This window comes from Pantoea stewartii subsp. stewartii, assembly GCF_008801695.1.
Taxonomy (GTDB): domain Bacteria; phylum Pseudomonadota; class Gammaproteobacteria; order Enterobacterales; family Enterobacteriaceae; genus Pantoea; species Pantoea stewartii.
Map to the genome: position 1 here is coordinate 41,440 of NZ_VZPF01000017.1, position 25,920 is coordinate 67,359.

24 protein-coding genes and 1 other RNA gene are annotated in these 25,920 nt (G+C 54.6%); 18 read left to right on the forward strand and 7 right to left on the reverse strand.

From position 1 onward, the window contains the following. Positions 1 to 145 precede the first annotated feature (145 nt). Together rpiA and serA are read left to right on the forward strand one after the other, a co-directional pair. Positions 146 to 805 (forward strand): ribose-5-phosphate isomerase RpiA, encoded by a 660-nt coding sequence (gene rpiA / locus F7Q90_RS06725; RefSeq protein WP_006120832.1) that lies wholly within the window; start codon positions 146 to 148, stop codon positions 803 to 805. Positions 806 to 1,084: 279 nt separating this feature from the next. Next, positions 1,085 to 2,323, forward strand: a complete 1,239-nt coding sequence (serA, locus tag F7Q90_RS06730) for a phosphoglycerate dehydrogenase (protein ID WP_006120831.1) — start codon at positions 1,085 to 1,087, stop codon at positions 2,321 to 2,323. A gap of 42 nt (positions 2,324 to 2,365) precedes the next feature. Here the strand turns inward: serA and F7Q90_RS06735 are convergent, their stop codons facing one another. The 3 genes from F7Q90_RS06735 to zapA all read right to left on the reverse strand — a co-directional run bounded on the left by F7Q90_RS06735 (position 2,366) and on the right by zapA (position 3,592). Then, a complete protein-coding gene (locus F7Q90_RS06735; protein ID WP_006120830.1) occupies positions 2,366 to 2,962 on the reverse strand; it encodes a 5-formyltetrahydrofolate cyclo-ligase in 597 nt (198 codons plus the stop codon). A gap of 77 nt (positions 2,963 to 3,039) precedes the next feature. Then, positions 3,040 to 3,223: non-coding RNA, 6S RNA (gene ssrS, locus F7Q90_RS06740), on the reverse strand. Positions 3,224 to 3,262: 39 nt separating this feature from the next. After that, complete coding sequence (zapA, locus tag F7Q90_RS06745; RefSeq protein ID WP_006120829.1) at positions 3,263 to 3,592, reverse strand: cell division protein ZapA; 330 nt, start codon at positions 3,590 to 3,592, stop codon at positions 3,263 to 3,265. A gap of 170 nt (positions 3,593 to 3,762) precedes the next feature. On the opposite strand from zapA, the gene F7Q90_RS06750 reads away from it, so the two are divergent. The 8 genes from F7Q90_RS06750 (at position 3,763) to F7Q90_RS06785 (ending at position 13,786) form a co-directional block, all read left to right on the forward strand. After that, positions 3,763 to 4,341 carry a YecA/YgfB family protein gene (locus F7Q90_RS06750; protein WP_006120828.1) on the forward strand — a complete coding sequence of 193 codons (579 nt, stop codon included), beginning with the start codon at positions 3,763 to 3,765 and terminating at the stop codon, positions 4,339 to 4,341. Between the two features lie 33 nt (positions 4,342 to 4,374). Next, a complete protein-coding gene (gene pepP, locus F7Q90_RS06755) occupies positions 4,375 to 5,697 on the forward strand; it encodes a Xaa-Pro aminopeptidase (protein WP_006120827.1) in 1,323 nt (440 codons plus the stop codon). Next, on the forward strand, positions 5,694 to 6,872 hold the full coding sequence (gene ubiH, locus F7Q90_RS06760; RefSeq protein ID WP_006120826.1) for a 2-octaprenyl-6-methoxyphenyl hydroxylase: 1,179 nt from the start codon (positions 5,694 to 5,696) through the stop codon (positions 6,870 to 6,872). Before pepP ends, ubiH begins: the two co-directional genes overlap by 4 nt. 13 nt (positions 6,873 to 6,885) lie before the next feature. Further along, complete coding sequence (ubiI, locus tag F7Q90_RS06765; RefSeq protein ID WP_006120825.1) at positions 6,886 to 8,088, forward strand: FAD-dependent 2-octaprenylphenol hydroxylase; 1,203 nt, start codon at positions 6,886 to 6,888, stop codon at positions 8,086 to 8,088. 431 nt (positions 8,089 to 8,519) lie between these two features. After that, positions 8,520 to 9,617: a glycine cleavage system aminomethyltransferase GcvT gene (gcvT, locus tag F7Q90_RS06770; protein ID WP_006120824.1), complete on the forward strand. Its 1,098-nt coding sequence runs from the start codon at positions 8,520 to 8,522 to the stop codon at positions 9,615 to 9,617. A 24-nt stretch (positions 9,618 to 9,641) separates the two neighbouring features. Next, positions 9,642 to 10,028, forward strand: coding sequence for a glycine cleavage system protein GcvH (gene gcvH, locus F7Q90_RS06775; RefSeq protein WP_006120823.1), 387 nt, complete (start codon positions 9,642 to 9,644; stop codon positions 10,026 to 10,028). 81 nt (positions 10,029 to 10,109) lie between these two features. After that, complete coding sequence (gcvP, locus tag F7Q90_RS06780; protein ID WP_006120822.1) at positions 10,110 to 12,983, forward strand: aminomethyl-transferring glycine dehydrogenase; 2,874 nt, start codon at positions 10,110 to 10,112, stop codon at positions 12,981 to 12,983. A 59-nt stretch (positions 12,984 to 13,042) separates the two neighbouring features. Continuing rightward, positions 13,043 to 13,786: an SDR family oxidoreductase gene (locus F7Q90_RS06785; RefSeq protein ID WP_006120821.1), complete on the forward strand. Its 744-nt coding sequence runs from the start codon at positions 13,043 to 13,045 to the stop codon at positions 13,784 to 13,786. Positions 13,787 to 13,820: 34 nt separating this feature from the next. Here the strand turns inward: F7Q90_RS06785 and F7Q90_RS06790 are convergent, their stop codons facing one another. Continuing rightward, positions 13,821 to 15,248: a 6-phospho-beta-glucosidase gene (locus F7Q90_RS06790; protein WP_006120820.1), complete on the reverse strand. Its 1,428-nt coding sequence runs from the start codon at positions 15,246 to 15,248 to the stop codon at positions 13,821 to 13,823. Between the two features lie 114 nt (positions 15,249 to 15,362). Then, positions 15,363 to 16,082 carry a MurR/RpiR family transcriptional regulator gene (locus F7Q90_RS06795; RefSeq protein WP_006120819.1) on the reverse strand — a complete coding sequence of 240 codons (720 nt, stop codon included), beginning with the start codon at positions 16,080 to 16,082 and terminating at the stop codon, positions 15,363 to 15,365. Positions 16,083 to 16,245: 163 nt separating this feature from the next. Between F7Q90_RS06795 and trhA the strand changes: the two genes are divergently transcribed. Further along, complete coding sequence (trhA, locus tag F7Q90_RS06800) at positions 16,246 to 16,899, forward strand: PAQR family membrane homeostasis protein TrhA (protein WP_006120818.1); 654 nt, start codon at positions 16,246 to 16,248, stop codon at positions 16,897 to 16,899. A gap of 32 nt (positions 16,900 to 16,931) precedes the next feature. On the opposite strand, the gene ygfZ is transcribed toward trhA, so the two are convergent. Then, positions 16,932 to 17,918, reverse strand: coding sequence for a tRNA-modifying protein YgfZ (gene ygfZ, locus F7Q90_RS06805; protein ID WP_006120817.1), 987 nt, complete (start codon positions 17,916 to 17,918; stop codon positions 16,932 to 16,934). Positions 17,919 to 18,142: 224 nt separating this feature from the next. On the opposite strand from ygfZ, the gene sdhE reads away from it, so the two are divergent. Both sdhE and F7Q90_RS06815 read left to right on the forward strand, forming a co-directional pair. Next, on the forward strand, positions 18,143 to 18,409 hold the full coding sequence (sdhE, locus tag F7Q90_RS06810) for an FAD assembly factor SdhE (RefSeq protein ID WP_006120816.1): 267 nt from the start codon (positions 18,143 to 18,145) through the stop codon (positions 18,407 to 18,409). Then, positions 18,384 to 18,800 carry a protein YgfX gene (locus F7Q90_RS06815; protein WP_044242534.1) on the forward strand — a complete coding sequence of 139 codons (417 nt, stop codon included), beginning with the start codon at positions 18,384 to 18,386 and terminating at the stop codon, positions 18,798 to 18,800. Before sdhE ends, F7Q90_RS06815 begins: the two co-directional genes overlap by 26 nt. A gap of 10 nt (positions 18,801 to 18,810) precedes the next feature. Here the strand turns inward: F7Q90_RS06815 and fldB are convergent, their stop codons facing one another. Beyond that, positions 18,811 to 19,329, reverse strand: coding sequence for a flavodoxin FldB (fldB, locus tag F7Q90_RS06820; protein ID WP_006120814.1), 519 nt, complete (start codon positions 19,327 to 19,329; stop codon positions 18,811 to 18,813). A 102-nt stretch (positions 19,330 to 19,431) separates the two neighbouring features. Here fldB and xerD point away from each other — a divergent pair, with 102 nt between their 5' ends. From xerD to lysS, 5 genes are all read left to right on the forward strand, one after another. Beyond that, complete coding sequence (gene xerD, locus F7Q90_RS06825) at positions 19,432 to 20,325, forward strand: site-specific tyrosine recombinase XerD (RefSeq protein WP_006120813.1); 894 nt, start codon at positions 19,432 to 19,434, stop codon at positions 20,323 to 20,325. Between the two features lie 21 nt (positions 20,326 to 20,346). Then, the gene (gene dsbC, locus F7Q90_RS06830; RefSeq protein ID WP_006120812.1) at positions 20,347 to 21,060 is read left to right on the forward strand and encodes a bifunctional protein-disulfide isomerase/oxidoreductase DsbC; all 714 of its coding nucleotides are present in this window, start codon (positions 20,347 to 20,349) and stop codon (positions 21,058 to 21,060) included. Positions 21,061 to 21,063: 3 nt separating this feature from the next. Further along, complete coding sequence (gene recJ / locus F7Q90_RS06835; RefSeq protein WP_006120811.1) at positions 21,064 to 22,803, forward strand: single-stranded-DNA-specific exonuclease RecJ; 1,740 nt, start codon at positions 21,064 to 21,066, stop codon at positions 22,801 to 22,803. Between the two features lie 190 nt (positions 22,804 to 22,993). Next, a protein-coding gene (gene prfB / locus F7Q90_RS06840) for a peptide chain release factor 2 (RefSeq protein ID WP_100208631.1) occupies positions 22,994 to 24,092 on the forward strand; the annotation gives its coding sequence in 2 pieces (ribosomal slippage) (positions 22,994 to 23,068 and positions 23,070 to 24,092; 1,098 coding nt in all). Between the two features lie 9 nt (positions 24,093 to 24,101). Beyond that, complete coding sequence (gene lysS / locus F7Q90_RS06845; protein WP_006120809.1) at positions 24,102 to 25,622, forward strand: lysine--tRNA ligase; 1,521 nt, start codon at positions 24,102 to 24,104, stop codon at positions 25,620 to 25,622. Positions 25,623 to 25,920 lie beyond the last annotated feature (298 nt).

Below are 25,920 nucleotides of genomic sequence, written 5' to 3' on the forward strand. Positions count from 1 at the left end.
CCACAAATGTGCCTGAGCAAAAGTCTGGGGTATTTTTGTGGGCTGGCTTCCAAAGCATTAAATCCGCCCAATGCATCCGAGCATTTTCAGCAAACCTTGCTTTATACTACGCGCATTTTCTTATCGCACAGGTTCTAAACATACCATGACGCAGGATGAACTGAAAAAAGTTGTTGGTTGGGCTGCACTTGATTATGTCCAGCCAGGTACGATCGTCGGCGTGGGAACAGGCTCTACCGCTGCCCATTTTATTGATGCGCTCGGCAGCATCAAACACCAGATTGAAGGTGCCGTGTCCAGTTCTGAAGCCTCCACGCAAAAGCTCAAAAGCCTCGGTATTCAGGTGTTTGATTTGAATGAAATCGATGACCTGGCCATCTATGTTGATGGTGCCGACGAAATTAATCCCCAGATGCAGATGATCAAAGGCGGCGGTGCCGCGCTGACCCGCGAAAAAATCGTCGCGGCCGTGGCTAAAAAGTTTATCTGTATTGCCGATGCATCGAAAGAAGTCGACGTGCTGGGGCGTTTTCCGTTGCCCGTTGAAGTGATTCCCATGGCACGCAGCTACGTCGCGCGTGAACTGGTCAGGCTGGGCGGTTTGCCTGAGTATCGCCAGAATGTCGTCACTGACAACGGTAATATCATCCTGGACGTGCATAATCTGCGTATTCTGGATCCCATTGAGCTGGAAAAAACCATTAACGCGTTACCGGGCGTCGTCACCGTCGGGCTTTTCGCCACCCGGGGTGCCGATGTGGCGTTGATTGGCGGACCGGATGGGGTCAAAACGCTGAAAAAATAACGCGACGGGCGCATAATTTGCGCCCGCGTTTTTTAATTAAAAAAAAACTTTTCTCGCCAGGCTGAAATTTGGTGACTTATGTCACATAAGCGTCATCAACAGCGGGTTCATTCTCCCCGATGCGGCCAACCCACGATTTTGTCCGGCAAAGTTTGGCTTCTGAATCCAGCCAGCCAGCCGGTCAGGCAATCGTTTGTATTGCTGCTGGCGTTTTTTTTGATATTTTGACTGCTGGCTGACTGCGTTCAGTCCTCGTTGAATTCTGAATAGGGTTGGGAAATGGCAAAGGTTTCACTGGAAAAAGACAAGATTAAGTTCCTGCTGGTGGAAGGTGTCCACCAGAGCGCGCTGGACAATCTTCGTGCTGCAGGTTACACCAATATTGAATTCCACAAAGGCGCACTGGATAGCGAGTCATTAAAGGCTTCCATCCGTGACGCGCACTTTATCGGTATCCGTTCCCGTTCCCAACTGACTGAAGAGATTTTTGCCGCAGCAGAAAAACTGGTCGCTGTGGGCTGTTTCTGTATCGGTACCAACCAGGTTGATTTAAATGCGGCGGCAAAGCGCGGTATTCCCGTTTTTAACGCCCCGTTTTCTAACACGCGATCGGTCGCCGAACTGGTGATTGGCGAAATGCTGCTGATGCTGCGTGGCGTGCCAGAAGCGAACGCCAAAGCCCATCGCGGTGTCTGGAATAAGATTGCTAAAGGCTCATTCGAAGCGCGCGGTAAGAAGCTGGGCATTATCGGCTATGGTCACATTGGTATGCAGTTAGGCGTGCTGGCTGAGGGCCTGGGCATGCACGTGTATTTTTACGATATTGAAAATAAGCTGCCGCTGGGTAATGCCTCGCAGGTGCGAAGCCTGACGCAGTTGCTGAATATGAGCGATGTCGTCAGTCTGCATGTGCCTGAAACCGCCTCGACACAAAATATGATCTCTGCTGATGAGCTGGCGCAGATGAAACCTGGCGCGCTGTTAATCAACGCCTCACGCGGCACCGTCGTGGATATTCCGGCACTGTGTGACGCGCTGGCCAGCAAGCAGGTCGGGGGCGCGGCCATTGACGTGTTCCCGGTTGAGCCAGCCACAAACAGCGATCCGTTTGTCTCGCCACTGAGTGAGTTCGATAATGTCATTCTGACGCCACACATCGGGGGTTCCACCGAAGAAGCGCAGGAAAACATTGGTATCGAAGTAGCAGGCAAACTGGCGAAATATTCCGATAACGGTTCAACGCTGTCTGCAGTGAACTTCCCTGAAGTGTCCTTGCCGATGCACGGCGTCAGCGCAAGCCGTCTGCTGCACATTCATGAAAACCGTCCGGGTGTGCTGACCGCAATTAACCAGATTTTTGCCGAACAGGGCATCAATATCGCCGCGCAGTACCTGCAAACCTCACCCATGATGGGGTATGTGGTGATTGATATCGATGCCGAGCATGAACTGGCAGAGAAAGCGTTGCAGCTGATGAAGGCTATCCCTGGCACTATCCGCGCCCGTCTCCTCTACTGATTTATCGACATAATCAACCCAGGCGCACAACAGTGCCTGGGTTTATTCTTCCCACAACCACAGCGTTGACGGCGTCAGCACGGCGGGCAAAGGAATATCCCAGGCCGCCACAGGCAGCGAATCGACCAACTGGCAGTCGTGCGCGATGCCAACCGGTAAAAAAGCGTGCTGTTTCCAGTTTTGTAACGTGCGGTCGTAAAAGCCGCCCCCCATGCCCAGACGCTGACCACTGCGATCAAAGGCCACCAGCGGCACCATCATCACATCCATTTCGTCCAGCGTAACCATATGCCGGATATCAAGTGGCGGTTCAGGAATACGTAGCTTGTTCGGGCTCAGCGGCGTTTCTGGCGTATAGCGCAGAAAAAGCAGATGACCGGCAGAGAAGGGATGAAGCACAGGAAGATAAACGCGTTTGTTCTGCTGCCATAATTTTGCGATAAGCGGACGCGTATTAATTTCCCCATCGACGGATAAGAACAGCGCGACGTTTTGGGCGTCGGAGACAGGCGCAAAGTTAATCGCGTGTTCCGCAAGCTGTTCGGCGGCAGTATGTTGCTGTTCCGGGGTTAAGGCGCGACGTAAATGACGAACATGCTGACGAATGTCCTGTCGCTGAAGTAAAGAGGGTTCTGACATGGTGTCCCCCAGAAGAAGTCGCCTGAGCGACGCACTATATCATGTCTGGTGGGGGATAATGCAGTACAACCAGAAAGGAGATCTCCGAGATGCCGCCGTAGGCTGTAACCCTTGAACCCTTGGTTCAAGGTGAACATGCCGTCGCAACCATCAGGCTTCTCGGACGGACCGAGCATGCTCACAGGTTGCGGAGCGTCACATTCTGTTGGTATGAAATATCGGCTCAGGGGACTGGCCCACTTGCAAACATCTCAGAGAAAATTGACTTCACCGTCAGTGTAGCACAGTGACCATGAAGTATTATTCGAACTTCGCATCCTGACGATCAGTTATGCGACCTTGCTCAACTAATGCCTGCTCTATCGTCTGCTGTAACATACGGATTCGTTGTTCCATATTAGCAGCATAGTCGCGCGTCTTGTTTTTTTCTTGTGCCAGTTCATGGCAAATGTTTAACGCGGCAATGAATACCAGTTGCTCTGTATTGGTGACTCTAGTGCGAACTTTTAAATCTTGCAACCGTTGATTGAGATCTTCCGCCGCCGCGTTCAGCGCATCTTGCTGTTCAGGCGGACAATTTACTCTCAAAGAACGACCAAAAATTTGTAAATCTACCGGTTGTGCAGACATGCCACCTTCCTGACTGATTACCTGGCTCGCCATTCCCTTAGCCTTCAATGGCCTGGGAGGCGGGCAACTATATAGACCTGAGAAATAAGATACAACCCCTTTTCTGGAAACCTTGAGGCAGCTAGTGGTAGCATACCACGAACTCTTACAGCCAACGACGATGAAAAATGATGTCTTCACAGAACGCAACCCCTGATTACAATGCGCTGGCGGCGGCGCTCTCACAGCACGGCGTCGGAATGACACCTGCCGAAATGCACGGATTACTCAGCGGTATTCTGTGTGGCGGTAATCAGGATACCAGCTGGAAAACGCTGGTCCACGATCTCGCGAATGAAGGCATGGCTTTTTCGCACACGCTGGCCCAGCCGCTGCAGGATTTGCATGCAAATATTACGACGGCGCTTGAAGAAGATGGCTTTCTCTTTCAACTGATGCTGCCCGACGATGATGACATCACCGTGTTTGATCGGGCGGACGCCCTGGCTGGCTGGGTAAACCATTTTTTACTCGGCTTGGGCGTAACTCAGCCTAAACTGGATAAGGTCACCGGCGAAACCGGCGAGGCCATTGATGATCTGCGTACTATCGCGCAGCTTGGCTATGACGAAGACGAAGATCAGGAAGAGCTGGAGCAGTCGCTGGAGGAGGTGATCGAGTACGTCCGCGTCGCGGCGCTACTTTGTCACGATACGTTCACGCGCCCGCAGCCAACCGCACCTGAAGTACAGAAGCCAACGTTACACTAAGCCAGATATCTCAGTTCAACAGGGAGTGCAGACATGATTTCACTGGAGACCTTCCAGCAGCGTCGTCAGGCGCTGTTAGCGAAAATGGTTCCGGGCAGCGCAGCGTTAATTTTTGCGGCGCCTGAAGTAACGCGCAGTAACGACAGCGAATATCCGTTTCGTCAAAACAGTGATTTCTGGTACTTCACAGGTTTTAATGAGCCTGAAGCCTTACTGGTGCTGATCAAAAGTGATGAGAACCACAACCACAGTGTGCTGTTTAATCGTGTCCGCGACCTGACCGCAGAAATCTGGTTTGGTCGCCGTCTGGGCCAGGAGGCGGCACCGGCAAAACTGGGTGTGGATCGCGCACTGCCCTGGAACGATATCGGTGAGCAGCTTCATCTTTTGTTGAACGGTCTGGATGAGGTTTATCACGCGCAAGGGTTATATCCTGAGGCTGACAAGCTGGTGTTCAGTGCACTGGATAAACTACGTCGCGGTTTCCGCCAGAACCTGAGCGCCCCTGCCAGCCTGACAGACTGGCGTCCCTGGGTACATGAGATGCGCCTGTTCAAAAGTCCGGAAGAAATCGCCATTCTGCGCCGTGCAGGTGAGATCAGTGCGCTGGCCCATACGCGCGCTATGCAGGCCTGTCGCCCCGGCCTGTACGAATACCATCTGGAAGGCGAAATTCATCATGAGTTTAACCGCCACGGTGCGCGTTTTCCCTCCTACAACATCATCGTCGGTTCCGGTGAAAATGGATGTATTCTGCACTATACCGAGAATGAATGTGAGCTGCGGGATGGCGACCTTGTGCTGATTGATGCGGGATGTGAATGGCAGGGGTACGCAGGCGATATTACCCGCACCTTCCCGGTAAACGGTAAATTCTCACCTGCTCAACGTGCTGTCTACAACATCGTGCTGAAATCATTAGAGACGGCATTATCCCGTTTCCGGCCTGGCGTCAGTATTCGCGAGGTGAATGATGAGGTGGTGCACATCATGGTGACCGGTCTGGTTGAACTGGGCGTGTTGCAGGGCGAGGTTGACGCGTTAATTGCTGAAGACGCGCATCGCAAATTCTTTATGCATGGCCTGAGCCACTGGCTGGGGCTGGATGTCCATGATGTGGGGCACTACGGCACGCCAAGCCGGGATCGCATTCTGGAACCGGGCATGGTCATTACTATTGAACCAGGCTTATACATTGCCCCCGATGCCGACGTGCCGGTGGAATACCGCGGTATCGGCATTCGCATTGAGGATGACATTGTGATCACTGAAACAGGTAACGAGAATCTCACTGACAGCGTGGTGAAAGATCCGGATGCTATTGAGGCGCTGATGGCGGCGGCACGCGCAGGATGACCGTCCTCATCGCGGGTGGCGGAATGACCGGTGCCACGCTGGCGCTGGCTATTTCGCACCTGACACAGGGCGCGCTGCCCGTCACGCTGATCGAAAGCAGCGAACCTGCCAGCCGCGCGCATCCAGGTTATGACGGCCGTGCCATTGCGCTGTCTGCCGGCACCTGTCAGCAACTGGCCAATATTAATCTCTGGCAGCGCATTGCCCCCTGCGCAACGCCGATCACAACGATCCATGTTTCCGATCGGGGTCATGCGGGTTTTGTCTCACTGACGGCCAGCGACTATGCGATTCCCGCGCTGGGCCAGGTCGTCGAATTGTTCGACGTAGGCCAGCGTTTATTCGCGCAGCTTAAACAGGCTCCCGGCGTCACCCTGCGCTGTCCGGCACGGGTCACCAATGTGAACCGTACTCAGGCGCACGTGAAGGTCACGCTGGATAATGATGAACAGCTGGACGCTGATGTGCTGGTGGCGGCTGATGGCACGCGTTCGGCTGTCGCGGCAGCCTGCGGTATTCAGTGGCAAACCGAAACTTATCAGCAACTGGCACTCATTGCGAATGTCACCAGCGAGATACCGCACCAGGGGCGGGCCTTTGAACGGTTTACTGAGTTCGGCCCGCTCGCCCTGCTGCCGATGTCTGACAACCGTCTGTCGCTGGTGTGGTGTCATTCATTGGATAAGCGCCCGCAGCTTGAGCGCTGGGACGACGAGACGTTTCTCAGCGAACTTCAGCACGCGTTCGGCTGGCGACTGGGGAAATTTACCCACACCGGTAAACGCGATATCTATCCGCTGGCATTGCAACAGGCCGAACCGGTCGTTTCACATCGTGTTGCCACCGTGGGCAACGCAGCCCAGACGCTGCACCCTATTGCCGGGCAGGGATTTAACCTGGGCCTGAGGGATGTCATGTCCTTAGCCGAAACCCTGGCCACCGCGCACCGGCAGCAACAGGACCCTGGCAGCTATGCTGTCATGCAGCATTACCGTCAGCGTCGCCAACAGGATCGGGCCACGACCATCGGTCTCACCGACGATCTGGTGCGCCTGTTTGCCAACCGCCATGCACCGCTGGTCGTCGGGCGCAACCTTGGCCTGCTGGCAATGGATCATCTGCCGTTGCTGAGAAATCTTCTGGCCGAGCGCACGCTTGGCTGGGTTAAGCGTTAACTGAGAGGCACTGATGCAAACTTATGATGTGGTGATCGCCGGTGGCGGTATGGTAGGACTGGCCGTGGCCTGCGGTCTGCAGGGCAGTGGCTTGCGTATCGCCGTACTCGAACAAGCGCCCGAGCCGCAATTTGATGCCACCGCTTCTCCGTCTGTCCGCGTATCGGCTATCAATGCGGCCAGTGAACGTCTTTTACAAAAACTGGATGTCTGGTCGACGATCCTGTCGCTCAGAGCCAGCCCTTATCAGGCCATGGAAGTCTGGGATCGTGACAGCTTCGGTGCTATCTCATTTGACGGTGAGCAGCAGGGCTTAACCCATCTCGGGCACATTATCGAAAACCCGGTGATTCACTGCGCCTTATGGCAGCGAGCCAGGCAGTGCAGTGACGTGACGTTGCTGCCGTCGTCACATCTTCAGCAGGTGGCATTTGGCGATAACGAAGCCTTCATTACGCTACAGGATGGCGGCATGATGAGCGCACGGCTGATGGTTGCCGCAGACGGTGCCAATTCCTGGCTGCGCAACAAAGCCGATATTCCGCTGACTTTCTGGGATTATGAACACCATGCCCTGGTGGCGAACATCCGTACCTCCATGCCACATGATGGCGTCGCGCGTCAGGTATTCCATGGCGATGGCATTCTGGCGTTTCTGCCGATGCAGGATCCGCATCTGTGCTCCATCGTCTGGTCGCTGTCGCCCCAGGAAGCCACCCGGCTGGAAACGATGCCTGAGGCGCTCTTTAATCAACAGTTGTCGGTGGCGTTTGATATGCGCCTTGGCCTGTGCGAACTGGAAGGCGAACGGAAGGCATTCCCCCTCACGGCACGCTATGCGCGCAGCTTTGCTGCACATCGCCTGGCGCTGGTGGGCGATGCTGCGCATACCATTCATCCGCTGGCCGGGCAGGGTGTCAATCTCGGTTTTATGGATGCCGCAGAGTTGATTGGTGAAGTTCGCCGCCTGCATCAGCAGGGCAAAGATATCGGGCAGCACCTCTATCTGCGCCGCTATGAACGCAGCCGTAAACACAGTGCCGCCATGATGCTCGCGGGCATGCAGGGATTTCGTGAGCTGTTTGCGGGCAATAATCCGGCTAAAAAGCTGCTTCGCGATGTCGGGCTAAAATTGGCTGATAATTTACCGGGCGTGAAACCTGTCATGTTGCGGCAGGCGATGGGCCTGAACGACATTCCCGCCTGGCTTCGCTGACGCGAATCCCTTTCTTAAAGCCAGCGTAATTGCTGGCTTTTTTATTTTAAAAAAGGACTGCACAGTAAAAATGCAGTCCTGCACCGTTGCAGCGCCTCATTTGATTTATTCTAATTTTGCGTGATGTTTCGCATTACTTATTTTTATTCGACGCCATTTTTGCTTCGCTATTTTTTTAACATCTTGCGTGTCAGTACGAATAAAATGGCTGTAAAAAAATGAATAGGTCGTATTTGTTGTGTGTTTAATCACAAAATTACAGTCTTTTGTCCTGCTTTTTCTTTTGCGCGGTTAGGCTGTGCGTCTGCGTTCGACCTCGCTTTGCTTATGGTTAATCGACCCGTTCAGTGGTAACGTCATTGCAAAGAGAACGTTTGCGTCGGCTCCCGGCGGCGTGGTTTCAAACTTACTTGTTTCAGCACAGGATAGTTATGACTCAGCACACACCTCTGTTTGACCAGCATCAGGAAAACGGTGCGCGTATGGTGGATTTCCATGGCTGGATGATGCCGCTACACTATGGCTCCCAACTGGATGAACATCATGCTGTTCGCAACGACGCAGGCATGTTTGATGTTTCGCACATGACCATCGTCGATCTGCACGGTGCACGTACGCGTGAGTTTTTGCGTTTTCTGCTGGCAAACGATGTCGCGAGGCTGACGCAACCCGGCAAAGCGCTTTACACCGGCATGCTGAATGCGTCGGGCGGCGTGATTGACGATCTGATCGTGTATTTCATGGATGAGACGTTTTTCCGCCTGGTCGTGAACTCTGCGACGCGTGAAAAGGATCTGGCATGGATCAATGAACATGCGCAGGGTTATGGCGTGGAAGTCCGGGAGCGTGACGATCTGGCGATGATCGCCGTGCAGGGCCCACAGGCCCAGCAAAAAGCACAAACGCTCTTCAGTGATGCACAGCGTCAGGCTGTACAAGGTATGAAGCCGTTCTTTGGTATCCAGGCCGGGGAGCTGTTTATCGCCACCACCGGTTATACCGGCGAAACGGGTTATGAGATCGCGCTACCTGCGGCGCAGGCCGTTACATTCTGGCAGCGCCTGCTCGCCGCGGGCGTCAAACCCGCCGGGCTGGGCGCACGCGATACATTGCGTCTGGAAGCGGGCATGAATCTTTACGGTCAGGAAATGGATGAAAGCGTCTCACCGCTGGCCGCCAACATGGGCTGGACCCTGTGCTGGGAACCGGCGAACCGCAATTTTATCGGGCGCGAAGCACTGGAAAGTCAGCGCGAAAAAGGCACTGAAAAACTGGTTGGCCTGATCCTGACAGAAAAAGGCGTACTGCGTAACGGCCTGCCCGTGCGTTTTACGGATAGTCAGGGGCAGATGCAGCAGGGCATTATTACCAGCGGATCTTTCTCACCAACGTTGGGTTACAGCATTGCGCTGGCCCGCGTGCCTGCGGGCATTGGCGAAGACGCTATCGTTGAAATCCGCAACCGTGAAATGCCCGTAAAAGTGACTAAACCCGTTTTCGTTCGCGCCGGCAAGCCGGTTGCGCAGTAAAACATAATTACAGGAGAAAGGGCGATGAGCAATGTGCCAGCTGAGTTGAAATACCGCGACAGTCATGAATGGCTGCGCAAAAATGCGGATGGATCTTACACCGTCGGCATCACCGAACACGCGCAGGAATTACTGGGCGATATGGTCTTTATGGACCTGCCAGAAGTAGGGGCGACGTTCGCTGCCGGCGAAGAGTGCGCCGTCGCCGAATCCGTAAAAGCGGCTTCCGATATCTATTCTCCTGTCAGTGGCGAAATTATCGCCGTGAACGACGCGCTGAATGATTCCCCAGAGCTGGTTAACAGCGAGCCTTATCAGGACGGCTGGTTATTCCAGATCAAAGCCAGCGATGAGTCAGAACTAGACTCACTGCTGGACGCGGATGCCTACAAAGCATCTATTGACGAGTAATCGTTGCGCGGCCTCCAGATGAGGCCGCCGATATCTGACCAGCACTCTCTGTTCCCCAGCCCGATTCAGGATTTACAGCTCATGACTCAGACTCTCAGCCAGCTTGAACACAACGGTGCGTTTATTGAGCGCCATATTGGTCCGTCGCCAGAACAACAGGCCGTTATGCTGGAGGCGATTGGTGCCAGCTCTCTGGCGTCGTTGATTGGTTCTATTGTTTCCGCCGACATTCAGTTGCCCGGTCCGCCCGCCGTTGGCGATGCGGCAACTGAACAGCAGGCGCTGGCAGAGTTAAAAGCGATTGCCGCGCAAAACCTGCGCTACAAATCCTGGATCGGCATGGGATACAGTGCTGTGATAACGCCGCCCGTTATCCTGCGGAACATGCTGGAAAATCCGGGCTGGTACACGGCTTACACGCCGTATCAGCCCGAAGTTTCTCAAGGGCGCCTGGAGGCGCTGCTAAACTTCCAGCAGGTCACCATTGATCTGACCGGCATGGATATCGCGTCCGCTTCACTGCTGGATGAAGCCACCGCGGCGGCCGAAGCGATGGCGATGGCAAAGCGCATCAGCAAACTGAAAAATGCCAACCGGATCTTTATCGCTGATGATATCCATCCGCAAACGCTGGATGTGGTACGGACCCGCGCCGAAACCTTTGGTTTTGAACTGATTATCGACAGCGCGGAGAAAGCCCTGGAGCACGATAATCTGTTTGGTGTCCTGCTTCAGCAGGTGGGCACCACGGGCGAGGTCCACGATTACACCAGCCTGATTGCCGAGCTGAAAACCCGTAAGGTGGTCGTCAGCGTGGCCTCGGATTTTATGGCCCTGGTGTTACTTGAATCGCCGGGCAAGCAGGGCGCGGATATTGTGTTCGGTTCCGCTCAGCGCTTTGGTGTACCAATGGGCTATGGCGGTCCTCATGCGGCCTTCTTTGCCAGCCGTGATGAACACAAGCGTTCTATGCCTGGCCGTATTATCGGTGTCTCACGCGACGCCGCTGGCAACACCGCGTTGCGTATGGCGATGCAAACTCGCGAGCAACATATCCGTCGGGAAAAAGCCAACTCCAATATCTGTACCTCTCAGGTGCTGCTGGCCAATATCGCAGGACTGTATGCCGTGTTCCACGGGCCTGTTGGGCTGAAACGTATCGCTTCACGTATTCACCGCTTCACCGATATCCTGGCTGCCGGACTGCAACGTGGCGGGCTGAAGCTGCGTCATCACCACTGGTTCGACACGCTGACAGTGGACGTGACCGATAAAGCCGCCGTGTTAAACCGTGCGCTCAATTTCGGCGTTAACCTGCGTAGTGATATTCATAACGCTGTCGGTATCACGCTGGATGAAACCACATGTCGTGAAGACGTTGCGACATTGTTCGCCATCCTGCTGGGCGATGATCATGGTCTGGATATCGATCAACTTGATAGCCAGGTTGCGGCAGACAGCCAGTCAATCCCTGCAAGCCAGCAGCGCGTCAGCGACATCCTCTCTCACCCTGTGTTCAATCGCCATCACAGTGAGACCGAGATGATGCGCTATATGCACAGCCTGGAGAAAAAAGATCTGGCTCTCAACCAGGCGATGATTCCGCTGGGTTCATGCACGATGAAGCTTAACGCTGCCGCAGAGATGATCCCCATCACCTGGCCTGAATTTGCCGAAATGCATCCGTTCTGCCCGGCAGAACAGGCGGGCGGCTACCTGCAAATGATTGGCCAGCTTTCCCAGTGGCTGGTTCAGCTTACCGGTTACGATGCGCTCTGCATGCAGCCGAACTCCGGTGCACAGGGGGAATACGCGGGGCTGTTAGCGATTCGTCGTTACCATGAAAGCCGTGGTGAAGGTGAACGTCACCTTTGCCTGATTCCCAGCTCAGCACACGGGACCAACCCGGCCTCAGCCCAGATGGCGGGCATGGATGTGGTGGTCGTGGCCTGTGACAAACAGGGTAATATCGATCTGGGCGACCTGCGCGAAAAAGCCGCACAGGCGGGCGATAAACTGTCATGCATCATGGTGACCTACCCATCCACGCACGGTGTGTACGAAGAGACTATTCGTGAAGTGTGCCAGATCGTGCATCAGTACGGCGGCCAGGTGTACCTGGACGGTGCGAACATGAATGCCCAGGTGGGCATTACGACGCCGGGTTATATTGGCGCTGACGTTTCGCACCTTAACCTGCACAAAACTTTCTGTATTCCGCACGGTGGCGGCGGCCCGGGCATGGGACCTATTGGCGTGAAAGCGCATCTGGCACCGTTTGTACCCGGTCACAGCGTGGTGCAGATTGATGGTGTGCTGACACAGCAGGGCGCTGTCTCTGCTGCACCGTTTGGCAGTGCTTCCATTTTACCAATCAGCTGGATGTACATCCGCATGATGGGCGCGGAAGGGCTCAAGCAGGCCAGTTCGGTGGCGATTCTCAATGCCAACTACATCGCTAGCCGTCTGAAATCAGCTTATCCGATTCTGTATACCGGGCGCGATGGTCGTGTGGCGCACGAATGTATTCTGGATATTCGTCCGCTGAAAGAGCAGACCGGGATCAGTGAACTGGATATTGCAAAACGCCTCATCGACTACGGTTTCCATGCGCCAACCATGTCATTCCCGGTCGCGGGCACGCTGATGGTGGAACCTACCGAATCGGAAGGCAAACTGGAGCTGGACCGCTTTATTGATGCCATGCTGGCGATTCGTATGGAAATTGGGCGGGTGGAAAAGGGCGAGTGGCCAATGGATGATAATCCGCTGGTTAACGCGCCTCACACACAAATGGAAGTGACTGGCGAATGGACGCATCCTTACAGCCGCGAGCTGGCCGTTTTCCCGGCAGGCAGCCACAATAAATACTGGCCAACAGTGAAGCGCCTGGATGATGTTTTTGGTGACCGCAACCTGTTCTGCTCATGTGTACCGATGAGCGACTATGCCTGAGTCGGGTTAACACAACTGTTTTGAGGGCCGGTTTTCGGCCCTTTTTTATGGAGGCTCAGATGAAACTCGCGCTTGTTGCTGGCGGTAGTCGCGGCATTGGCCGTGCGACCGCCGTTTTACTGGCGACACGGGGCTACCGTGTGGCCGTGAATTATCGCGCGCGCGAAAGTGAAGCGCAGCGGGTGGTGGATGAGATTGTGCGTAACGGCGGAGAAGCCTTTAGCGTACAGGCCGATATCAGTGAGGAGGCGCAGGTCATGGCGCTGTTTCAACGGCTGGATCAGGAGAACCTGCCGCTCTCGCTGCTGGTAAATAACGCCGGTATCCTGTTTCAGCAATGCCGTCTTGAGCAACTGGACGCGGCGCGCATTCAACAGGTTTTTGCGACAAATGTCACGGGCACCTTCCTCTGCTGTCGTGAAGCCGTCCGGCGCATGGGAACGCACCTGGGAGGACTGGGCGGCAGTATCGTGAACGTTTCCTCCGCGGCAGCCCGTACGGGTTCTCCTGGTGAATATGTCGACTATGCCGCATCGAAGGGCGCGATGGATACGCTGAAGAAAGGTCTGTCACTGGAGGTCGCGCAACAGGGGATTCGCGTCAATGGCGTGCGGCCCGGTCTGATCTATACCGGGATGCATGCCGATGGCGGGGAGCCCGGCCGCGTCGACCGACTGGCGAGCGGCGTTCCGATGGGACGTGGTGGACATGCCGAAGAAATTGCAGAAGTGGTGGTCTGGCTGGCCAGCGATGCGGCCTCTTACATCACCGGCAGCATAATTGATGCCGCCGGCGGGCGGTAAATTCATGCCGCAGCGTGACGCTGCGGCAGCCGACTTACAGCTTTTCACCGTTACTGGCGATAACCTGCTGATACCAGGCAAAGCTTTTCTTTTTCGCGCGTGAGAAATCACCGCTGCCATCGTCGTTTTTATTAACGTGAATGAAACCGTAGCGCTTGTCGTACTGGCCGGTCGTAAAGGATACACAATCGATGCAGCCCCACGGCGTATATCCCATCAGATCCACACCATCATGAATGACGGCTTTTTTCATCTCTGCGATATGCGCCGCCAGATACGCAATGCGGTAATCATCTTCGATCACGCACTGCGCATTCGGTTTGTCGATTGCGCCAAAGCCGTTTTCCACGATAAACAGCGGCTTCTGGTAGCGTTCGTACAGATCGTTCAGCACATAACGCAGGCCAACGGGATCGATCTGCCAGCCCCAGTCTGAGGCGCTGACATGCGGGTTTTTGACCACCCCGTCAAAACCGGTAATGGGGTCGTCAACACCGCTGGCGCTGTGCTGCACGGCATTACTCATGTAATAGCTGAAACCGATGTAATCGGCACAGCCCTGACGCAGGGTATCTGCATCCTCTGGTTGCATCTCAATGTGGTAGCCTTTGCGTTCCCACTCTTTCAGCGCGTAGGCAGGGTAGTAACCGCGCATTTGTACATCGCTAAAGACATAGCGTTGATGCATCGCTTCTTTAGCCAGCATGACATCGTCAGGATGGCAGGAGAACGGATAAACCGGCACCATGGCGATCATGCAGCCAATTTTGAAGTCCGGGTTGATCTCGTGTCCGCGCTTCACCACCCGGGCACTGGCAACGAACTGATGGTGCATGACCTGATACATCGCCTGTTCAGGTTTTTCATGGTCGGTGAAAATAACGCCGGAACAGCAGTAGCCAAACAGCGGATATTGCCAGTTACGTTGGTTATTAATTTCGTTAAAGGTCATCCAGTATTTAACTTTATTTTTGTATCGTTCCAGCACGACTTCACTGAAACGCACAAAGAAATCGACGACTTTACGGTTATGCCAGCCGCCATACTCTTTTACCAGGTGGTAGGGCATTTCAAAATGGGAAAGGGTAATTACTGGTTCGATGCCATATTTCAGTAATTCATCAAACAGGTCATCATAAAACTGCAGGCCGGCTTCGTTAGGTTGCTGCTCATCGCCACTAGGGAATATACGCGTCCACGCAATCGAGGTACGGAAGCATTTAAATCCCATCTCCGCAAATAACGCAATATCCTGCTTGTAGTGTGAGTAAAACTCGACGGCCTGATGATTAGGGTAAAATTTTCCGGGCTGAACGCCATCGGTAATGACACGATCCACGCCGTGTGCACCCCCTGTCAGCACGTCAGCGATGCTAATACCTTTTCCACCCTGATCCCACCCGCCTTCAACCTGGTGAGCCGCGACGGCACCGCCCCACAAAAATGTGTCTGGTAAGCTCATTACCCACTCTCCAATACAGATAAAATTGGGCTGAGTGTAGCAAAGCACTTTGTAAAGTCACGGTATAACACCGTGCGAAAAAAGGGATTTGTCACAGCTAAAAAACGCTGTGTTTTACTGGCTTAACCGTCGGCCAAGCGATTCGATAATATAAATCGCCGGTACCTGAGTGGTAATATCGCAGTTATCCGCCAGGCGGATAACCGGGACGTGATAGGAAACCGTAAAGTCGCTCATTTTTGCCAGCGAACAGTTTTCACTATTGGTGACCGCAATAATTTTGCATTTATTCAGGCTAAACTGGCTGGCGATACGCAGTACTTCTTCTGTTTCGCCCGAGACAGAAAGGATGATCGCCAGGGCATTTTCATACAGGCTCGGATTGACGGGATAATAAGGATCATCAATAGCATGACTGAATTTCCCCACATTCGAAAAAAAACGTGCACCGTATTTTCCCAGGCTCCCTGATGTGCCCACACCAATAAAAAATACCCGCTCAGCCTGCCTGATCATCGCGGCTGCCTGGGTGATGACCTGCTCAAATTCAGCATTATTGATGCTTTTAAAAAAACTCAGCATATCGGCCGGGCCAGAGACCGGTAAAGCTGGGGCCGTGTGTTCCTGGGCCAGCCGCAGACGGATACGAAACTCAGACCAGCCTTCACAGTGCATTTTGCGACAGAAACGCAGTACGGTGGTAGTTGACACGGCGGCCTGCTCCGCCAGTTCACGAATGGTCATGTAACTGACATTTTCACGATGTCTGATGATGTACTGATAAACCTGCAATTCCAGATCGTTGAGCGTGGCAAGATCGTGATGCGCGAACATGAAAAAATCACCAGATAGTTGACCAGTCAGCATTTTAACAGAATTTGAACCGGCGTTGACCGCATTAATTAATTTAAGCTTACACTTGTACACTGAAAGTTTTTCTGATTAATTTGTCTGGTGATTAATCTGCAATGGCTCTCACTTTTCAGGCAGGAAGGTTATGACGCATAAACATTTTTCCACGCAGGACTATCCACTGGCAGAGGAAATTGCCAACAGTATCAGTCACGGGCTGGGTTGCTTCTTTGGAATCGTTGGGTTAGTGCTGCTACTGGTTAAGGCAACAGCGATCCATGCGGATGTCACCACCATCGTCAGCTCAAGCCTGTATGGCGGCAGCATGATCGTGCTGTTTCTGGCGTCCACGCTTTATCACGCTGTCAGTCATCCACGCGCCAAACGCGTGCTGAAAAAAGTGGATCACTGCGCCATTTATCTGTTGATTGCGGGCACTTATACGCCGTTTTTGATGACAGGGCTGCAGTCACCGCTGGCTCACGCATTAATGGCGGTCATCTGGGGACTGGCGCTGCTGGGCATTCTGTTTAAACTGACGATCGCCGAACGCTATAAGGTGCTGTCACTGGTCACGTATCTTTGTATGGGATGGCTGTCGCTGGTGGTGGTCTATCAACTGGCGATGAAACTGTCGCCGGGGGGGATCTGGCTGTTGGCGCTGGGAGGCATCATCTATTCCCTGGGGGTGATCTTTTATGTGGCGCGCCGCGTGCCGTTTAATCACGCCATCTGGCACGGTTTTGTGTTAGGCGGCTGCATCTGTCATTTCTGCGCCATCTATTTCTACGTCATGTAGAAACAGGGCGGGAGAGGTTCCCGCCCCGACACTCAGTTTTCGTCCAGCGAATAAGGCAAAGGCTGAATAGTGAGTTTGCCTCCTTCATCCCCTTCGACGCGCAATACGCTGTCTGGCTCCAGATCGTTATTCATCACGACCTGCACCCAGGTCACGCCATCATCAAGCTGCACGGCGGCGAGAACGGTTCCTGTGCGACGCCAGCGTTCACCCATCTGTAATTCCAGCGAGTCGTTTGCGGCAGGCAGATGGCTGACCTGGCCTGACAGCCAGTACAGGGCGCGCTTATTGGCGCCACGGTATTTCGCGCGGGCCACCATCTCCTGCCCGGTGTAGCAGCCTTTTTTGAAGCTGATCGCGTCCAGTGCCTGCAAATTAGTCGCCTGGGGAATAAACTGCGCGCTGGTCGCAGGTTCAATCACCGGAATACCGGCTTCAATGTCCAGGGCCAGCCACTGTGTGCTGTCTGTTAACTGAGCATCCTCGGCCAGCTTCTGTTTCAGTGCTTCTGCCTCAGCAAGCGAGGTGACCAGTAAAAAGCGCTCTGCGGGCTGGGCAAACCACAGCAGGGTGGTTTCGCCCTGTTGCACCACGGGAGTAATACTGTCAGGAAGGACTTCAAACCGGTCAGCCAGCGCAGCCCGAGCCTGGAAACCGGCAACGCCCAGTAGCACCACATCGTCATCGGCGGCCAGCGTCACTTTAGAGAATACGGCGTATTTTTTTAGCTCCGGCAACTGGGTATCACGCAGTGCCCGGCGCACTAAATAGGCATAGCCTTCGCCGCGGTGAAACAGACGCAGATTGCTCCACATTTTGCCTTTCGCATCGCAGTGGGCGGCGGGCAGATGATGGGCGGCATCCAGCGCGGCGACATCCAGCGTCAACTGACCCTGCAAATAGGACGTACTGTCAGGGCCCACTACAGACACCAGAGCCCAGGTATCCAGAGACATTAACGTGAGCGGCAGACGCGATGAGGCCGCAGGTTGACGTGGGGGAAGCGTAAATGTTGGCATTGATAAATCCTGAGTATGAAGGTTCATCCGGAACAATATCTTCAATGGTAAAAGAGCAGACTGGCATTGCAACCTGTTTACTGAACAGGGCGCACAAAACGCGTGATGAACGCCAGCAAAAGCGTCATCCTGCGGCGTTGTGCACATGACGAAGTCTGGAGCCTGCAGCCGCTGTCAATCCAGGTTACACTAGTCGCCACGATGTGAAACAGGAAAACTGATGCATGGATATTCATGATAAATCGCGCGTTCAATGGGCCTGCCGTCGTGGCATGCTGGAACTGGATGTCGCTATTATGCCGTTCTTCAAGTACGAATATGACACGTTAAACGATACCGACAAGCAGGTTTTCATTGCCCTGCTGAAAAGTGACGATCCGGACCTTTTCAACTGGATGATGAACCACGGCGAGCCAGCCGATCCCGAGCTGAAACGCATGGTGAAGCTTATTCAGCAGCGTAATCGTGAACGCGGCCCGGTGGCAATGTAACCTTCATCCCTCGTTGCAGGCGCGCACAATCCTTGCCCTGACGCTGGTGGTAATGCTAGCCGGCGTCGGGCTGATGCCCTTGTCTGCGGCAGAGTGGGTGATAAAGCCGGTGCTGTTCGCCCTCATCGTGTGGGAAGGATGGCGGCAGGACAGGCGCTTGTGTCTGCGCTGTGGAGCGCTACGACGCGACAGTGCCCGTGACTGGCACTGGCAGGATGAACACTGGCAAACGCAGCAACCGCTTTACTGGTTACCTGGCGCGGTGTTGCTGGTCATGAAGAACCGTCAGGGCAGGATAACGCGGTTTTGGCTCATGCAGGATAATATGCAGCCTGCTGAATGGCGCGCCTTACGCGCCTGCTGTTTTCGCGACAGACAACGCGCGCGTTAACACCGACAGCCTAAAGTCGTTCGGCCGTTTCCGTCAGAATCTGCTCGCACCACTGCTCAACGCGCTCATCCGTCACGTCAAACTGATTGACGTCATCCAGCGCCAGCCCCACAAACTGTTTGCCATCCGCGCTAAGCGGTTTGGGGCTGGTAAATTCATAGCCATCCAGCGGCCAGTAGCCGACAAACTGCACGCCCATGGGTTGCAGCAGGTCGTGCAGCATACCCAGCGCGTCGAGAAACCATTCACCATAGCCAATCTGGTCGCCCATGCCGTAAAGCGCCACTATCTTGTTATGCAGATTGAGGGTGGGCAACTGCGGCCAGATGGCCTCCCAGTCTTCCTGTAGCTCGCCGAAGTCCCAGGTCGGAATGCCCAAAATCAGCAGGTCGTACTCTTCCATCAGACGCGGATCGTCATCTTTCACGTTGTGCAACGTCACTAACTCGTCGCCAATAAAATCCCGAATCTTCTCCGCTACGATTTCGGTGTAGCAGGTACTGGAACCGTAAAAAAGACCAATTTTCATGCAGATAGTGCTCTGTTAATCCAGACTTTGGCGTAATTGTATCAGAAGCAGGGGTGAATCAGGCATAATGAGCACGATTTCAGACTGAACGGCGGGGAAAACGTGCAAGACAGCGAACTGACAGAACAGTTTCTTGACGCGCTGTGGATTGAGCGCAATCTGGCGCAAAATACCTTGTCCTCCTATCGACAGGATCTGCAAACGCTCACCGGCTGGCTGGCGCATCACGGCCTGACGCTGGTGTCATTAAGCCCGCAGGATCTGCAACAGTTTCTCGCAGAGCGACTGGAAGGCGGCTATAAGGCCACCAGCTCAGCGCGTCTGCTCAGCGCTATGCGCCGCCTGTTTCAGTACCTGTACCGTGAAAAGATCCGTGAGGACGATCCCAGCGCCCAACTGGCCGCGCCAAAGCTGCCCCAACGGCTGCCCAAAGATCTGAGCGAGGCACAGGTCGAGCGTTTACTGCAGGCTCCGGATGTCAACGTGCCGCTGGAACTGCGCGATAAAGCCATGCTGGAATTATTGTATGCCACCGGGCTGCGTGTTTCGGAGCTGGTGGGATTAACCCTGAACGACGTCAGCCTGCGTCAGGGCGTGGTGCGGGTGATCGGTAAGGGCAATAAAGAGCGCCTGGTGCCATTAGGTGAAGAGGCGGTTTACTGGCTGGAATATTATATGGAACATGGTCGTCCGTGGTTGCTCAACGGGCAAACGCTGGATGTGTTCTTCCCCAGTAGCCGCGCGCAGCAAATGACGCGGCAGACGTTCTGGCACCGAATCAAGCACTACGCCACGCTGGCAGGCATTGACAGCGAAAAGCTGTCGCCCCATGTGCTGCGCCACGCCTTTGCCACACATTTGCTGAACCACGGAGCAGACTTGCGTGTCGTACAGATGTTACTGGGACACAGCGATCTCTCCACGACCCAGATTTATACTCACGTCGCCACGGAACGTCTGCGACTGTTACATCAACAGCATCATCCGCGTGCATGACCGACGGATATAAGGAAAACAATGAACAAACATGTTGCCACGCTGGCGCTGCTGGTCAGCGCCTTTTCCGGTTTAACCCACGCTGATGACAGCGCTATTCAGCTTTCCCTGAAAAAACTGGGTTTACACCAGACCGAGATTCAGCCGTCTCCGCTGCCAGGCTTCAAAACCGTGCTCAGCGAAAGCGGCGTCCTGTATGTGACCGATGATGGTAAACACATGATCCAGGGTCCCCTTTATGATGTCAGCGGCACGCAACCGGTGAACGTGACCAATACGCTGCTGGATAAAAAGGTCGACGCGCTGGTTCCGGAGATGATCATCTATAAAGCGGCAAAAGAGCAGCATGTGGTCACGGTGTTCACGGACATTACCTGTGGCTATTGTCACAAGCTGCACGAGCAGATGGCCGATTACAATGCGCTGGGCATCACGGTTCGTTATCTTGCTTTCCCACGCGAAGGGATGAACGGTAATGTCGCCAGCGCCATGAAAGCGGTCTGGTGCAGCGCCGATCGTAACAAAGCCTTCGATGACGCGATGAAAGGTGATGCGCCGAAGATGGAGGCGCCTGCGTCATGCAAAACTGACATTGGTCAGCAGTATAAACTCGGCATTCTGTTCGGCATTCAGGGCACGCCCGCCATTCTGACCGATAGCGGAATGATGATCCCGGGCTACCAAAGCCCTCAGGAACTCAAACAGGTACTGGATAATCAAAAGCGTGGTGGTTAAGGCGTGGTAAAGCACGAAGTCGAATTACGTCGTCGTGAGGCGGTACCGGATTTGCCCGGGCTCCCTGCTGATTTGCCGCCGCTTCTGCGTCGGCTTTATTTGCAACGCGGCGTCAGTGATGCCGCTCAGCTTGAAAGAGGCGCGAAAAACCTGCTGCCGTTTAGTGCGCTGAGCGGTATTGATAAGGCCGTCGCCTTGCTGCATGAAGCGCTGCTGGATGGACGCTGTATTATGGTCGTCGGCGATTTTGATGCTGACGGTGCCACCAGTACCGCGCTTACCGTGCTGGCTCTGCGCAGCATGGGATGCAGCAATGTTCAGTATCTGGTACCTAACCGGTTTGAGGATGGATACGGCCTCAGTCCTGAGGTTGTCGAACAGGCGAAAGCGCGCGGCGCGGAGATGCTCCTCACTGTCGATAACGGTATTTCCTCTCATGCTGGCGTCGCCGTCGCGCATGCGCACGGGATTGCGGTGCTGATGACCGACCACCATTTACCCGGCGAAACGCTGCCTGACGCGGACGCTATCGTTAACCCAAACCTGCCTGATTGCACTTTCCCGTCGCGTGCGCTGGCAGGCGTTGGTGTGGCCTTTTACCTGATGATGGCGCTGCGTGCCCATCTGCGAACCCAGGGCTGGTTTGGCGTCACGCGGGCAGAACCTAACCTGGCTGACCTGCTCGATCTGGTGGCGCTGGGCACGGTTGCGGATGTCGTGCCGCTGGATGCAAATAACCGTATTTTGGTCTGGCAGGGCCTGAGCCGCATTCGTGCCGGTAAATGCCGACCGGGCATCAAGGCGCTACTGGAAATCGCCAATCGCGATGCGCGCCAGCTGGCCGCCAGCGACCTGGGGTTTGCGCTGGGACCGCGGCTGAATGCGGCCGGGAGGCTCGACGATATGTCGGTCGGCGTCGCGCTGTTACTGACGGACGATCTCAGCCAGTCGCGTATGCTAGCCAGCGAGCTGGATGCGCTCAACCAGATGCGCAAAGAGATTGAACAGGGCATGCAAAGCGAGGCGCTGGCGCTCTGTCAGACGCTGGAGCGTGAGCAAACCGATTTGCCGCTGGGGCTGGCCTTTTATCATCCCGAATGGCATCAGGGCGTGGTAGGTATTCTGGCTTCCCGGCTCAAAGAGCGTTTTCACCGTCCGGTCATCGCCTTTGCGCCTGCGGGCGACGGCATGCTGAAAGGCTCGGGACGTTCGATTGCGGGCCTGCACCTGCGGGATGCCCTGGAACGGCTTGATACGCTCCACCCCGGGCTGATGCAGAAGTTTGGTGGTCACGCCATGGCGGCCGGGCTGTCGCTGGAGGAGGCGCGCTACGAGGAGTTTCGTCAGCGGTTCGCTGAACTGGTCGGCGACTGGCTGGCTGGCGAAGCGCTGCAAGGGGTGATGTGGTCTGATGGCGCGTTACAACCCGCTGAGTTTTCTCTGGAGACCGCCGAAATGCTGCGCGATGCCGGTCCCTGGGGACAGGCCTTTCCGGAGCCTGCGTTTGACGGCAAATTCCGGCTGTTGCAGCAGCGGCTGGTGGGGGAACGTCATCTGAAAGTCATGGTGGAGCCACTGGGCGGCGGGCCACTGATCGACGGCATCGCGTTTAACGTAGATACCACGCTGTGGCCTGACAGCAGCGTTCGCGAGGTTGAACTGGCGTACCGGCTGGATATCAATGAATATCGCGGTAACCGCTCAGTGCAGTTGATTATTGAACATCTCTGGCCGCTCAGTTAACGGATGAAGGTGGACGGACGGGAGTCCGTCCGCCAGGCCTTTCTGACGTTGCCTCCCTCCCTTTCAGCACAGCCTGTCCCAAACGTTTACACCCTGCGCATTTTCTCAACGCTACAAACTGTCGCCGGTTTCGGGTAAACTCGCAGGTTACATTTCTTATTCCATCAAACGTTAAAAAGACGCTAAACACATGTTTGAAATTAATCCGGTCAAATACCGTATTCAGGACCTCACCGAGCGCAGCGACGTTCTTCGGGGGTATCTTTGACTACGATGCCAAGAAAGAACGCCTTGAAGAAGTAAACGCAGAACTCGAACAGTCTGACGTCTGGAACGAACCTGAACGCGCCCAGGCGTTGGGTAAAGAGCGCTCCTCTCTCGAAGCAATCGTGAATACGCTGGATCAGATGACGCAGGGGCTGGAAGACGTACAGGGCCTGCTTGATCTGGCTGTGGAAGCCGATGACGAAGAAACCTTTAACGAAGCGGTCGAAGAACTGGACGCGCTGGACGTTAAACTGGGTGAACTCGAATTCCGCCGTATGTTCTCGGGTGAGTACGACAGCGCAGACTGTTATATCGACTTGCAGGCTGGCTCCGGCGGCACCGAGGCGCAGGACTGGGCCAGCATGCTGATGCGTATGTATCTGCGTTGGGCTGAAGCGAAAGGCTTCAAAACCGAGATTATTGAAGAGTCCGAAGGCGAAGTGGCGGGCATTAAATCGGTAACCATTCGCGTGTCGGGCGATTATGCGTTTGGCTGGTTACGCACCGAGACAGGCGTTCATCGCCTTGTTCGTAAGAGTCCGTTTGACTCCGGTGGTCGCCGCCATACCTCATTCAGCTCCGCGTTTATCTACCCGGAAGTCGATGACGATATCGATATCGACATTAACCCGGCAGACCTGCGCATTGACGTTTACCGTGCCTCCGGTGCCGGTGGTCAGCACGTTAACCGGACGGAATCTGCGGTGCGTATCACCCATATTCCGACCGGTACGGTCACGCAGTGTCAAAATGACCGCTCTCAGCACAAAAACAAAGATCAGGCGATGAAGCAGATGAAGGCGAAGCTGTATGAGCTTGAGATGCAGAAAAAAAATGCCGAGAAGCAGGCGCTGGAAGACAATAAGTCGGATATCGGCTGGGGAAGCCAGATCCGTTCTTACGTTCTGGACGACTCACGAATTAAAGATCTGCGTACCGGCGTGGAAACGCGTAATACGCAGGCGGTTCTGGATGGCGATCTGGATCGTTTCATTGAAGCAAGTTTAAAAGCAGGGCTATAAGGAACCGACATGTCTGAACAACAACCGCAGAGCGCTGACGTCGCACTTGAGTTAAATAACGAACTGAAAACGCGTCGCGAGAAACTGAGCGTGCTGCGTGAAAACGGCGTGGCGTTTCCTAACGATTTTCGTCGTGATACCACCTCCGATCGGCTGCACGCCAGCTATGACGAGAAGAGTAACGAAGAGCTGGAAGACTTAGGCATTGAGGTCAGCGTGGCGGGCCGTATGATGACGCGCCGTATTATGGGCAAAGCGTCTTTCATCACCCTGCAGGACGTTGGCGGCCGCATTCAGCTGTACGTAGCACGTGACGATCTGCCTGAAGGCATCTATAACGAGCAGTTCAAAAAGTGGGATCTGGGCGATATCCTCGGCGCACGCGGTAAGTTGTTCAAAACTAAAACCGGCGAGCTGTCTGTTCACTGTTCAGAACTGCGTTTACTGACCAAAGCGCTGCGTCCGTTGCCTGATAAGTTTCACGGCCTGGCCGATCAGGAAACACGTTATCGTCAGCGTTATCTTGATCTCATCGCCAACGATGAATCACGCAACACCTTCAAAATTCGCTCTCAGATTATGGCCGGTATTCGTCAGTTCATGGTCGCTCGCGACTTTATGGAAGTGGAAACGCCAATGATGCAGGTGATCCCGGGTGGCGCATCAGCGCGTCCGTTTATCACGCATCATAATGCGCTGGATATCGATATGTACCTGCGTATTGCGCCAGAGCTGTATCTGAAACGTCTGGTTGTGGGCGGTTTTGACCGCGTGTTTGAGATCAACCGTAACTTCCGTAACGAAGGGATTTCGCCACGTCATAATCCAGAGTTCACCATGATGGAACTCTATATGGCGTATGCGGATTATAAGGATCTGATCGAACTGACCGAAAGCCTGTTCCGCACGCTGGCGCAGGATGTGTTGGGCAGCACCGTCGTGCCTTACGGTGAGCAGAAATTCGATTTCGGCAAGCCGTTTGAAAAGCTCACCATGCGTGAAGCCATCAAAAAATACCGTCCGGAAACCGATCTGGCCGATCTTGACGATTTCGATAAAGCCGTGGCAGTCGCCCAGGCCATCGGCATCAAAGTCGAGAAAAGCTGGGGCTTAGGCCGCGTGGTGACCGAGATTTTTGAGGAAACCGCAGAAGCGCACCTGATTCAGCCTACCTTCATTACCGAATACCCGGCGGAAGTTTCTCCGCTGGCTCGTCGTAACGATGAAAACCCGGAAATCACCGACCGTTTCGAGTTCTTTATCGGCAGACGTGAAATCGGCAACGGCTTCTCTGAGCTTAACGATGCGCAGGATCAGGCTGATCGCTTCCTGCAGCAGGTTAATGCCAAAGACGCGGGCGATGATGAAGCCATGTTCTATGACGAAGACTACGTTACCGCACTGGAACACGGCTTACCGCCAACGGCAGGTTTAGGCATTGGTATCGACCGGATGGTGATGCTGTTTACCAACAGCCATACCATCCGTGACGTGATCCTGTTCCCGGCGCTGCGTCCTGGCGCTAAATAAGTCTTGTTGTTCTGTAAAAAGGCCGGGGTAACCCGGCCTTTTTTCTTTCTGCTGTTCGCGATGCCGTGCTTGAGTCATCCCGCTCCCTCTGCCAGACTGAAATCTCAACAGGGAGCCAACCACGATGACACAACGTCCCGACTGTATTCGCCACTGGCAGACGCTGGAAGGGTAAGCGTCACATTTAAACCGTCTGTGCAGCGGGCTCCGGTTCCGGGAAAATAGTGTCCATCATTTTTTAATGGACACTATCGCGTGAAACACCGGACATGGCTCCTTGAGGCGCTTCGCCTCCATT

Bases quoted from the DNA above. Each gene is read 5' to 3' on its own strand.
- rpiA (WP_006120832.1), top strand. From the start codon at position 146: ATGACGCAGGATGAACTGAAAAAAGTTGTTGGTTGGGCTGCACTTGAT.
- serA (WP_006120831.1), top strand. From the start codon at position 1,085: ATGGCAAAGGTTTCACTGGAAAAAGACAAGATTAAGTTCCTGCTGGTG.
- F7Q90_RS06735 (WP_006120830.1), bottom strand. From the start codon at position 2,962: ATGTCAGAACCCTCTTTACTTCAGCGACAGGACATTCGTCAGCATGTT.
- zapA (WP_006120829.1), bottom strand. From the start codon at position 3,592: ATGTCTGCACAACCGGTAGATTTACAAATTTTTGGTCGTTCTTTGAGA.
- F7Q90_RS06750 (WP_006120828.1), top strand. From the start codon at position 3,763: ATGTCTTCACAGAACGCAACCCCTGATTACAATGCGCTGGCGGCGGCG.
- pepP (WP_006120827.1), top strand. From the start codon at position 4,375: ATGATTTCACTGGAGACCTTCCAGCAGCGTCGTCAGGCGCTGTTAGCG.
- ubiH (WP_006120826.1), top strand. From the start codon at position 5,694: ATGACCGTCCTCATCGCGGGTGGCGGAATGACCGGTGCCACGCTGGCG.
- ubiI (WP_006120825.1), top strand. From the start codon at position 6,886: ATGCAAACTTATGATGTGGTGATCGCCGGTGGCGGTATGGTAGGACTG.
- gcvT (WP_006120824.1), top strand. From the start codon at position 8,520: ATGACTCAGCACACACCTCTGTTTGACCAGCATCAGGAAAACGGTGCG.
- gcvH (WP_006120823.1), top strand. From the start codon at position 9,642: ATGAGCAATGTGCCAGCTGAGTTGAAATACCGCGACAGTCATGAATGG.
- gcvP (WP_006120822.1), top strand. From the start codon at position 10,110: ATGACTCAGACTCTCAGCCAGCTTGAACACAACGGTGCGTTTATTGAG.
- F7Q90_RS06785 (WP_006120821.1), top strand. From the start codon at position 13,043: ATGAAACTCGCGCTTGTTGCTGGCGGTAGTCGCGGCATTGGCCGTGCG.
- F7Q90_RS06790 (WP_006120820.1), bottom strand. From the start codon at position 15,248: ATGAGCTTACCAGACACATTTTTGTGGGGCGGTGCCGTCGCGGCTCAC.
- F7Q90_RS06795 (WP_006120819.1), bottom strand. From the start codon at position 16,082: ATGTTCGCGCATCACGATCTTGCCACGCTCAACGATCTGGAATTGCAG.
- trhA (WP_006120818.1), top strand. From the start codon at position 16,246: ATGACGCATAAACATTTTTCCACGCAGGACTATCCACTGGCAGAGGAA.
- ygfZ (WP_006120817.1), bottom strand. From the start codon at position 17,918: ATGCCAACATTTACGCTTCCCCCACGTCAACCTGCGGCCTCATCGCGT.
- sdhE (WP_006120816.1), top strand. From the start codon at position 18,143: ATGGATATTCATGATAAATCGCGCGTTCAATGGGCCTGCCGTCGTGGC.
- fldB (WP_006120814.1), bottom strand. From the start codon at position 19,329: ATGAAAATTGGTCTTTTTTACGGTTCCAGTACCTGCTACACCGAAATC.
- dsbC (WP_006120812.1), top strand. From the start codon at position 20,347: ATGAACAAACATGTTGCCACGCTGGCGCTGCTGGTCAGCGCCTTTTCC.
- lysS (WP_006120809.1), top strand. From the start codon at position 24,102: ATGTCTGAACAACAACCGCAGAGCGCTGACGTCGCACTTGAGTTAAAT.